The 11318-nt window shown below is 59.7% G+C and carries 8 protein-coding genes; 2 read left to right on the top strand and 6 right to left on the bottom strand.

Annotated elements, in window-relative coordinates; all coding sequences use genetic code 11:
* Window positions 1-11: 11 nt before the first annotated feature.
* From ytfQ to ACS5RD_RS12570, 6 genes are all read right to left on the bottom strand, one after another.
* Complete coding sequence (gene ytfQ / locus ACS5RD_RS12595; RefSeq protein ID WP_489927715.1) at window positions 12-980, bottom strand: galactofuranose ABC transporter, galactofuranose-binding protein YtfQ; 969 nt, start codon at window positions 978-980, stop codon at window positions 12-14.
* Between the two features lie 512 nt (window positions 981-1492).
* Window positions 1493-3019 (bottom strand): indolepyruvate oxidoreductase subunit beta family protein, encoded by a 1527-nt coding sequence (locus tag ACS5RD_RS12590; protein ID WP_489927714.1) that lies wholly within the window; start codon window positions 3017-3019, stop codon window positions 1493-1495.
* Window positions 3016-5160, bottom strand: a complete 2145-nt coding sequence (locus ACS5RD_RS12585; protein WP_489927713.1) for a thiamine pyrophosphate-dependent enzyme — start codon at window positions 5158-5160, stop codon at window positions 3016-3018. The genes ACS5RD_RS12590 and ACS5RD_RS12585 overlap by 4 nt, the downstream gene beginning before the upstream one ends.
* Entirely contained in the window at window positions 5161-5631 is a 471-nt protein-coding gene (locus ACS5RD_RS12580; protein WP_489927712.1) for a MarR family winged helix-turn-helix transcriptional regulator, read from the bottom strand.
* Window positions 5628-7199, bottom strand: coding sequence for a phytoene desaturase family protein (locus tag ACS5RD_RS12575; RefSeq protein ID WP_489927711.1), 1572 nt, complete (start codon window positions 7197-7199; stop codon window positions 5628-5630). The genes ACS5RD_RS12580 and ACS5RD_RS12575 overlap by 4 nt, the downstream gene beginning before the upstream one ends.
* A gap of 3 nt (window positions 7200-7202) precedes the next feature.
* Window positions 7203-7991: a cyclase family protein gene (locus ACS5RD_RS12570; protein ID WP_054008703.1), complete on the bottom strand. Its 789-nt coding sequence runs from the start codon at window positions 7989-7991 to the stop codon at window positions 7203-7205.
* A 99-nt stretch (window positions 7992-8090) separates the two neighbouring features.
* On the opposite strand from ACS5RD_RS12570, the gene ACS5RD_RS12565 reads away from it, so the two are divergent.
* Window positions 8091-9656 (top strand): phytoene desaturase family protein, encoded by a 1566-nt coding sequence (locus tag ACS5RD_RS12565; RefSeq protein WP_489927710.1) that lies wholly within the window; start codon window positions 8091-8093, stop codon window positions 9654-9656.
* 33 nt (window positions 9657-9689) lie between these two features.
* Window positions 9690-11210 (top strand): ABC transporter substrate-binding protein, encoded by a 1521-nt coding sequence (locus ACS5RD_RS12560; protein WP_054008701.1) that lies wholly within the window; start codon window positions 9690-9692, stop codon window positions 11208-11210.
* The last annotated feature ends 108 nt before the right edge of the window (window positions 11211-11318 follow it).

The following is an 11318-nucleotide window of genomic DNA, read 5'->3' as shown; positions in this document are numbered from 1 at the left end:
CTTACGTCAGCTTAATAGCCCAGACCCTTGCGGCGGTCGTACTCGCCCTGCGCATCATCCGCAGGCGTATACAGCTTCGACTCGGTGATGATGAACTTCTCGGGCACGGTGCCCGCAGTCAGATAAGCGTCCAGCGCCGCAAACGCCGGGCCCGCCATGTTCGGCGTCAGCTCGACCGTCGCATTGGCTTCGCCCGCCACAAACGCTTGGAAAATATCCGGCACGCCGTCGATCGACACCACCAGAATATCGGTCCCCGGCTTCAGGCCCGCGTCTTTGATCGCCTGAATCGCCCCAACCGCCATATCGTCGTTATGCGCATAAACCGCGCAGATGCCCTTGCCGCCGTCTTCGGCTTTCAGGAATCCTTCCATCACTTCCTTGCCTTTGGCGCGGGTGAAATCGCCAGTTTGGCTGCGGATGATCGAAAGGTTCGCATGGCCCGCCAGCGCATCTTCGAAGCCTTTTTTGCGGTTGATCGCAGGCGATGAGCCGACAGTGCCTTGAAGTTCCACGATTTTACAGTCTTTGTCGGCGACGGTTTTCACCAGCCAATCGCCCGCCACATGACCTTCCTTAACCTGATCCGACGCCACCGAGGTCAGATACAGATCCTGCGGCGCATCAATACCACGGTCGAGCAGGATGACCGGAATATTGGCTTCCTTCGCCTCGGTCAGCACTTCTTCCCAGCCGGTTGAGACCACCGGAGCCACCAGAATCGCCGCAACACCCTGCGCGATAAAGCCCCGGATCGCCTTGATTTGGTTCTCTTGTTTCTGCTGCGCATCGGCGAATTTCAGATCAATCCCCAGCTTTTCAGCCTCGGATTTGGTCACCGACGTCTCCGCCGCCCGCCAGCCCGATTCCGAGCCAATCTGCGAAAAGCCGATCACTTTGCCCGACAGGTCGGCATAGGCCGCCGAAGACAATAGGGCACTGGCACCCGCGGCCAGCGCGAGTTTTTTGATAATGGACATGATCCCTCCCTAGGATTTTGTGGCAGGTGTCTTCCCTCACCGGCCTGAGACAAAGCTAGCAAAAGTATTACTATATGTAAAATGCGAAGTTTGAGGGATGTTTTTGCCGATATTTTGGGCGATCCGTGAAGCTAACCTGTTGCGAAATCAAAGAAGCTTGAACGCGGCGACAGCGGGCGCATCCGCAGCATTTTCCAGCCGCAGCGCAGCGAGCACCGCATATGCCATGCCGGAGTCAAGCAAGAGAATCACCGAAAGCCACGAGATTCCTTCACGCTGAAAAATGATTTCATTCTGAGAGCGTGCTTGGCCGCCTTAAAATCAGAAGCCTCCGGCGGCAGTATTTCGGAAAGAGCAATTCCAAGGGACTGCCCCCATCAGTTGCTCTTTTCAAAATACTCCCGCCGGAGGCTCCCTAGCTTTCGGCCGCCCAAAGGTTAAGAATCCCTTTACCGCACACCATCAACACATTGTAATTAATAAATTAAATAGGGTCCCGAGTTGGGACCGCCTTAAACAAAGCTCCGAACCGTCTCCAAAGCCCCGTCCAAAGCCTTGCCCTCTTCATCCATCAAAGCCGCCTCCCGCAACCGCCGCGCCCAATCCGCCGCATCGGGTCTGCCCGCCACCAAAGCGATACCATCCAGCACCCGATCAAACTTGGAAAGCCCGCGCGCATGGGTGTCCGAATAGCCCTTCACCAGCCGCCGACACCGGATCACCTCGACCGCGAGATCATAATTCACAGGCAAATACCCCAAAGCCACCGCCAACCAGTGCTCCAGATGCGCCACTTCCTGCGCGTACCGCAGCGACCCCAACCGCCGCCGTTTCATCCCGCCCAAAACATACAGCATCAGATAGGCCCGCAGACTATCCGTCCGCATCCGGCGCCCCTTGTTGAACCAACGGTCCAACCGCGCCATCCAAACTGGGCTGGCCTCCAGTTTCGCCCCAAGCTTCACCGGGAACAGCCCGACAATCTCCTCGGCCCGAGGATGCAGAAACTCGGTCAGCTGCACCACATTGCCAGCCTTCGCCCCCATCTCAAGCGCAATCCGCTCCGCCCGCCCGGCGCGAGTTTTGAGGTCAGCGACCCGGATCACATCATCATAGGCCATTGCATTGGCGATATACTTCGCCGCCTGCTTTGAGAGTTCAAACGGGCTTCTGTCCCGCGCCAGTACCGCCTCCACCCGATCCAAGTAGACCGCGCCATAGGGGAGATCCTGAAACTCCACGACTTTGCGCAAGCCCAAAACCGCCATCTCGGCAACCGATTCTGGCATCCGCCCCGCCCGATCCACCAGTGCCTGCCACGCCGCCAGCAACCGCGCCGACCCGATCGGAGCCGCCGCAATCGCCACCGCAACAACCGGCATCGCAATCGGCCCCTGCGCCGCCGCATAGCCGGCCGCAAACGCCCGCAAAGACGCCTCGGCCCCCTTACCCCCCGATTTGATCGCCGCCTCAAACGCTTCACGCGCGAACGGCAGCACCTCGGCCCCTGCCAGCGCGCCAAACAGGCTCGCCGAAATCACCGAGCCCTGCGCGATCGCCAATGCATCGAAATCCGCAGCGATAAACCTGCGCGCCGCCACTTCCGCCGCCGCAATCACCTCTTCAGACGACGCAATGCCATCCCCCGGCACCATCTTTTCCGAAACCGCCAAGGCCCGATGCGTCGAGGTGATCAGAGTGGTGCGATCCGGTGTCACAAAGCCGCGCAGGATCGAGCGGCCAGCCTCCATCATCTCGGCCGTCACCATGATATCGACATCGCCCGCCGCTGGCATCAGCGAGAACACTGGCGCGCGCGGGCCAGTGGGGGCCATCTCAACATAGTAAACCGTAGCGCCCGTCCGCTGCGCCACCCCAGCCACCGAAGTCGCCTGACAGACATAGCCATTTGCCCGCGCCACCGCCTCGATCCAGCCCGTCAGTACGCCGCCGCCCTGCCCGCCCACCGCCAAAAGGGCGAGTTTGATCACGCCGTCCATACCCTTGCCGCCCGCTGGAATCGCCTGATGCAAACTCATGCCGCCCCCCCGAATACCAAGCGTTTCGCATCGCGTCGCCGTTGCAGCCAGCCGATCATCCTGCCGCGAAATCCGGCCAAACGCCGCTCAAACGCGCTTGGATTATGCACAACATCGGCGCGATAAAAGCTGGGGCACAGTACCGCCGCATCGGCCACTTCACCGCAGTTGCCACAGCCGACGCAGGATTGGTCAATCGAGGCCACCGGATCATCACGCAGCGGATCATCGAGCTTTTTCAAGGACAAAGACGGGCAGCCCGACAGCCGGATACAGGCGTGATCGCCAGTGCAAACCGCCTCATCAATGCCAAAACGTGGGCTTTCCACCCGTCGGCCTGATTTGATCGCCGCCGCCCGCAGCGGCTTTTCGCGGCGCTGTTTGTTCAGCATACACTCGCTTGAGGCCACGATCACCTTCGGCCCCGGCGCATCTGTGGTCAGCGCCTCGCGGATCGTATCGCGCATCTTTTTGACGTCATAAGTGTGGTCAATCTGGCGCACCCACTCAATCCCGATACCGGCCAAAGCCTTGGAAATCGGGTTCTTCGTCGCCTTGGTCGCATTGTCCGCGCGGCTGGACATAACATCCTGCCCGCCCGTCGCCGCCGAGTAGAAATTGTCGACCACAATCGCCACGCCATCGGATTTATTGAACGCCATATTGGTAAACGACGAGCTCAATCCGTTGTGCCAAAACCCGCCGTCGCCGATGATCGCAATCGGACGCCGCTCGCCACCGCCATCAAAGGCCGCATTCGCCGCAGGGCCAAGACCATAGCCCATCGTCGCCCCGCCAATCTCAAACGGTGGCAGGCTCGCGAACAAATGGCAGCCAATATCGGCAGCAATCTGGTGCTTGCCGAGTTCCTTTTCCACCAGCTTCATCGCCGAGAAGATCGGGCGTTCCGGGCAACCGGTGCAGAACCCCGGCGGACGGATCGGCACGGTTTTTGACAGGTCAGGAATCGCGGGACGGTCGATATTTGGGGCGCGCACGACTGCTGCCAGCATCGCGGGGGCGGCAGTTTTCAGAAAGCCCGTCACCGCCTCCAGCATCACAGCGCCCGTGTATTCCCCGGCCAGAGGAAACAGCCCTTTACCGTGCAATTTCACCGCCGATTCCGCCCGATAGAGGAAGCTTCCCAGCTGGGTTTCGATAAACTCCGGCTGGCCCTCCTCGATCACCAACACATTATCCTTGCCAGCACAGAATTCCAGAAACTCCCCGGAAATCAATGGGTAAGTCACGTTCAGCACATAGATCGGCACTTGGCTGTCGCCGTAAATATCCGCCAAGCCAAGCCGCTGCAACGCCCGAATCAGCCCGTTATACATCCCGCCCTGCACCACGATGCCAAAGTCGGATTTCGGACCAAACACCTCATTCAGCCCCCGCTCACGGATGAATTTCTCCGCCGCAGGCCAGCGGTTTTTCACCTTATCCTGCTCATGCGCGAAAGACATCGGCGGCAAAACCACCCGCGCGAAATCGCTGCGTGGGTTCGACAAGGCGTCTTTTACCGTCAGCTTCGGGCGCTGGTTGTCGCGGGTTTGAAACGATCCGGTGACGTGGCACGACCGGATACGGACCATCAACATGACAGGCGTATTGCTGACTTCTGACAGCTCAAACCCGTCGGAAACCGCCTGCACTATGCTGGGCAGGTTCGGGCGCGGATCCAGCAGCCAAAACTGTGATTTCATCGCAAAAGCATGGGTGCGCTCCTGCATAATGCTGGAGCCCTCGCCGTAATCCTCGCCGACAATCACCAAAGCGCCGCCGGTCACACCCGATGACGCCAAATTCGCCAAAGCATCCGAGGCCACATTCACCCCGACCGAACCCTTGAACGTCACCGCGCCGCGCATCGGATAATGCACCGACGCCGCCAGCATCGCCGCCGCCGCCGCTTCATTGGCATTGGCTTCAAACCGCACGCCGAGTTCACCCAACAAATCCTGCGCATCGGCCAAAACATCCATCAGATGCGAGATCGGCGCGCCCTGATAGCCGCCGACATAGGCGACGCCGTTTTCCAAAAGCGCCTTGGTCAGCGCCAAAATCCCCTCGCCGGTGAAGGTTTCGCCCGCGCCCAAACGCAGGTCTTCGACTTCGGCTTTGAACGAACGCTCTGCCATCTAAATCTCGTGCTTTCTGATATTTGTCAGCATTTTCTGAAGGGTAGCGGTGAAGGCCTGCCGTTCAGCCTCGGGGATTCCCCTGAACATCCGCGCCTGCGCCTTCGCCATATGCGGCCAGAGCGACTCAAATGTGCTGCGCCCGGTCTCGGTGACAAACACCCGCACCGCGCGGCTGTCGGCGCTGTCAACCTCGCGCCGGATCAGCCCATCGGCCTGCAACTGGTCCAAACTGCGGCTGAGGGTGGAAGGATCAACCACCGTATAGATTGCGAGTTCCCGGATCAGCGGGCCTTCAACCACCGAAAGCACCGCCAGCGCGCGCATCTTCGGCGTGGAAAGCCCCAGATCGGCCATCTCATCGCGCAAGCTGGCGTTGTAGCGCCCCATGATGCGGTTCATCAGATAGGGGGCGAAATTAGTTAAGCCAATCTCACCCAAACGCGGCACTGCGGGGGTTTCATCGTTCATGCGCCCAACCTCTTTGCCGCGTTAAATCCCGAGCCACCACCCAAGCCCGGCCCCGGATGGGTCGAGGCACCAATATGGATCAACCCGCGCACCGGGCCTGTGCCATTCGTCGAATGGGCAAACGGTCGCCAGATGAAAAACTGATCAATGCTGCACGCCCCGCCATAGGGGTCGCCGCCGACAAGGTTGCAATTCATCCGCTCCAAATCAGCGGGGGAATAGGCTTTCCGCGCCAGTTTGATCTTGTCGAAATCTTTGATATGGCGTGATAAAATCACTTCAATCCTGTCCGCAAACGCTTCCCGCGCGCCCTCCCAATCCTGCGCTGCAATCTCACCGCTTGCGTCGCCCTTGATCACGCGTGGCGCATCGGGGATCTGCAACCACAAGATTGCCTTGCCTTCAGGACAGCGGCTTGGATCCAATCGATGCGGTTGCCCTACGCAAATCGTGGGGGTGGCGGGCAGCATCCCGCGCTCGGCCTCATTGGCGGATTTCGATACCGAATCCACACCATCCGCCAGATGGATCAGCGCCACATCATCCAAGCCAGCCGTTAACCATTCAGGATGCCGATCCAGTGCATAATGCAACTGGAAGTTGCCACGCCCATGCCGGAACTGCCGCACCGCCGCCTGTTCTTCCGGCAGGTTCACATCCAGAAACCGCCGGTAAAGCTGATCCGGCGCGACCGAAGCCAGCACAGACGCGCAAGCAATCGCCTCGCCGCCTGCCAGCCGCACCCCCGTCACCCGACCATCGTGCGTGGTGATTTTCTCAACGTCAGTGCCCGTACGGATCACCCCACCATGCGCCTCAATCAACCGCCGAAACGCCCAAGCGGCCTGCCCCGCCCCGCCTTTCAAGATCGGCGCGCCCGCCGCTTCCAGCGCGAAAGCAATCACTTTACCCATCTGCGCCGAATAGGTGGACTCTGGCGTTAACCCACAATGTAACACCCAAGGCGCCCACAACGCCTGCACCAGCGGGCTTTGATAATTGCTCTGCAACCAACCCCGCGCCGGGGTCAAAGCACTCCCCATCCAGGCCGCAAGGCCGCGCAATCCGCGCTTTCTCACCTGCCCAAACAGCAGTTTCGCTGTGGCCCAAGACCATAGATTCCCACCCAACAGCGCGAACAGGAACGGCGCATCGGCTGCAATGCCACCAACATCCCACGCATGCTGATCGCCATCTCCTGCCGACAAGGCATTGAAAGAACGCACATTCTTCGCCGCATCCATGGTCAAAACCAGCGCTGTCCCATCCGGTCGCAGCACCGCCGTTGGATGCGGCGAATGGCAATATTCAAAGCCATGCCGCGCCAGATGCGGTCCCAAAGCAGCCCCCGCAGACGAGGTCATGAACAACACAAAGGTCGCCGCCATCACGTCATGGCGGAACCCCGGCAGGGTGATTTCCTCGGTCAACAGACAGCCGCCGATCCGGTCTTCCCGCTCCAACACCAGCACGCGCGCGCCCTTCAGCGCCAGCATGCTGGCCGCCACCAGCCCGTTGATGCCCGAGCCGATGATGACGTGATCGAATTTCCCCAGATCGGCGGCCATTGCTTAACGCGCCACCAGCGCCAAGGCCCGAATGGGCGAGCCGGTGCCGTTCTCAATCTTCAGCGGTGCCGCAATCAGGATCGCCCCCTTGGCAGGCAGCCGGTCCAGATTGGCCAAGGACGCCAGACCATAGCAGTTGTTCTTGTGCAGCAGATTATGCGCCGGGAACGGTGGAGTCATCCCGCCCGCCTGCCCCGCATCGGTGCCGATGCACTGGCTGCCCCAGCCGACAATTCCCTTTGAAATCAGATACTCAATCACTTCAGCGGTTGGCCCCGGCGTGTGTGGTCCGGTTTCATTGGCGTTCAGGAACAGCGCTTCGTCATGGCTGCGCTTGTCCCAATCCGAGCGCAAAACCACCCATTCGCCCGCGCCAATCGCGCCATGCTTGGCTTCCCACGCCTTCACATGTTCAATCGTCAGCAGGAAATCCGGGTTCGCCCCACATTCCGCCGCGAAATCCAAAACGTTAACGGGAGCAACCAAGCGCTGCACTGGCAACGTGTCGGTATAACCGTCAGCATAATCCTTGCCGGTGATCCAATGGTGCGGCGCATCAAAATGCGTGCCGGAATGTTCACCAACCTTCAACCAGTTCCACGCCCAGAACGGGCCATCGGCGTCGTATTCCGAAATCCGGTGAATCTCGATCGCGGGCGTGTCCTTGGCGAAATCGGGCGGCAGCTTCAACAGCGGCGTGTTCGGCCCCAGCACCCCAGTGCAATCGACCACTTCCACCCCGCCCGAGGCGAGCATTCCGGCCAGACCGGCCAACACATCAGCTGAACTCATCGCTATCTCCCTGATTGCGGCGGCTGTCCCGCCTTACGGAATAAGACTAGACAGAATTAAATGCATTTGCAAATATCCTTAAGTCAACCGGAGCGAAATATGTCCGAACGCTACGACGCGGTCTTCATCGGCGCGGGCCATAATAGCCTTGCCTCTGCCCTGCATCTGTCCGCTTCCGGCTGGAAAGTGGCCGTGTTTGAACAGGCTGCAGTTGCAGGCGGAGCGGTGAAATCCGGCGCCTATACGCTGCCGGGATTTCAGCATGACTGGGCGGCGATGAACCTGTCTCTGTTTGCCGGATCACCGTTTATGAAGGTCTATGGCGCGGAATTGGCGCAACATGGGTTGGAATTTGCGCCTGTTGCCAACCCCTTCTCCTCTGTATTCCCCGATGGCACATGGTGCGGCGTCTCTACCGATGCCGCCGCCACCCGCGCCCGCATTGCAAAGCTGTCGCAAGCGGATGCTGCCACTTGGACGCGGCTGACGGAAGGTTTCGCGTCTGAAGCCCCGCACCTGTTTGGCCTTCTTGGCGCACGGATGAAATTACATGCGCTTGCATATTTCGTGTTCAAAGCACTCCGCACCAAAGGCCTTGGTGGCACACTGGACATGACCAGGTTCCTGCTGCAATCGCCCCGCCAATGGCTGACGCAGACCTTTGAGTCGCCCAAAGTGCAGGCGATGCTCGGCGCATGGGGCATGCATCTCGATTTCGCCCCCGATGTCGCGGGCGGCGCGCTGTTTCCCTATTTGGAGGGCATGGCGGGCCAAGCTTTTGGCATGGTTTTGGGCAAGGGTGGCTCGGATACGATCATCCGCGCGCTGGTTGCCGCGATCACCGCGCGCGGCGGGCATATTGAAACCAACCAAACTGTCAACCGCATCCTGCACACCAACGGCAAAGCCACCGGAATCGTGCTGGCGGATGGCCGCGAAATCACCGCCCGCCGCGCCGTGATTGCCAATGTTGCGCCGCGTGCCCTGCCACGTCTGACCGGGACCACCAGCGATTTTGACGCCAACCTGACCGCCTTCACCCACGCCCCCGGCACGATGATGATCCATCTGGCTTTGTCCGATTTACCCGATTGGAAATCTGGCAATGATCTGAAATCATTCGCTTATGTGCATCTTTCCCCCAGCCTTGATCAAATGGCGCGCACCTATCAGCAGGCCAAAGCGGGCCTGTTGCCGGACGAGCCGATTATCGTTGTCGGCCAACCCACCAGCGTTGACCCAAGCCGCGCGCCTGAGGGCAAACACACGCTTTGGTTGCAAATCCGCATGGCACCGGGTGCAATCAAAGGTGACGCCAAAGGCGAAATCAGCGCTACGGATTGGCCGCAGGCCGCCGAACCCTTCGCCCAACGCGCGCTGGATATTCTGGAGACCTACGCCCCCGGCACCCGGGCCAAAATCCTCGGTCTGCGCATCGTACCGCCGACCGAACTTGAATCCGACAACCCCAATCTGGTCGGCGGCGATCAGATTTGCGGCAGCCACCACCTTGCGCAGAACTTTCTGTTCCGCCCGGTGCGTGGGTTTGCGGACGGCTCCACTCCGATCCGAAACCTGCACCTGACCGGAGCCGCCGTTTGGCCCGGTGCGGGTCTGGGGGCCGGATCTGGCTATCTTCTCGCCCAAAAACTGACCGGGAAATAACCCCGGCTTCATCCATAACCTCAGGGAATTGCTATGAAACTCAACCGTCGTGCGCTTTTACAACTCTCCGCCGCGAGTGTCGCGCTTGCGGCCTTCAGCCTGCCGCTTCGTGCGCAGGCCATCGCAGAACTGGTGATCGCCTATAACGTCAACCTGCCCGCCTGGGATCCGACGACCGGGCCTTCGGCGGTCAATCCGACGATTCAGGGCATCTATCAGTCGGTGTTTGACCAATACATTCTGCAACAACCCGATCTGAAACCAGCCCCCGGCATTCTGACTGAATGGGGCTGGAATGACGACAAAACCCAAGTCTGGATGACCGTCCGCGACGGCGTGACATGGCATGATGGCTCGCCCCTCACCGCGGAAGATGTGGCGTGGAGCCTTGCCCGTGTCGCCGATCCGGCCACTGGCAGCCCGATCCAGTTTGTCTGGGGCACGCTGACCAATCACCGCGTTGAGGGCAACAAAGTGCTGGCCGATGTCGCGCAATTCGACCCCACCATCTTCAAATGGATGTATTTCCTGACCGGTTATGTGCTGCCGAAAGCCTATTACACCAAGGTTGGCGCCGAAGGCTTTGAGGCTGCCCCGATCGGCTCTGGCCCCTATATGGTGGAGAAATTTGAGCGCGACGCCTTTGTGCGGCTGAAAGCCAACGCGAATTACTGGGGCGGCAAGCCGGAATTTGAAACCGTTACGATCAAATTCGTCACCGACGCCGCCGCCCGCGTGGCCGAGGTCGAATCCGGCAATTCCCATGTCACTTTGGAGGTGCCATACGAGGAATATGACCGCCTGAAGGCCACGCTGACCGGAACCGCAACACCAATTTCCGACATCGGCATGATTTTCCTCAACGATATCGAGGTGATGCTGGACCCGAATGTGCGCAAAGCCGCCGCCCATGCCATCGACAAACAGACCATCATCGACCGTCTGCTCAAGGGTTACGGCGTGGCGATTGATACGCTGGAAACCCCGCAATACGACGCCTATGATGCCAGCATCAAGGTACCCTACGATCCTGATCTGGCGGTGAAACTGTTGGCGGACTCGGGTTATTCCATTGATAATCCCGTGAAATTCAAAATTCAAACCACCAAGGGCTTCAAACCCAAAGACTATGAGATGATCCAAGCCATCGTCGGGTTGTGGCGCAAGGTTGGCATTGAGGCCGAGATCGAGGTCTACGAGATCGCCAAGCACTATGAACTGCGCGCCGCAGACCAACTCGCCCCCGCCGCCTTCTACAACTGGGGCAATTCGGTAGGCGATCCGACCACTTCAACCGGGTTTGCGATGTTCGGCCCAAGCCCACATTCGGTCTGGGATGGCAAGGATCTGATCGACATGATCGGGCCTTTGTGGGGCGAAAAGGACGAGGCAAAGCGCATCGACGGCTGGAAAAAGGTCGATGCGTTCATTGCCGAGAATGCGCTGGTGATACCGCTGCTGCAATATGTGCAGCCGATCCTGTCGGCCAAGGGCGTTGTGGTGACGCCACATGCCTCTGGGGCGCTGCTGCCCTATCTGATGAAGCGGGCGTAGCTGATTTCGCTTAACTTTCCTGTCAACGACTGGGGGACTTCGCGTCCCCCAGTCCCCCTACGGGATAGTTCTGCCCCTGAAAAAGCAGTCGAAACCGTTTGATCCCTG

This window comes from Cypionkella sp. PAMC25878, from assembly GCF_058135695.1.
The sequence above is the reverse complement of the archived record's forward strand: the minus strand, read 5'-3'. Positions and strand labels throughout refer to the sequence as shown.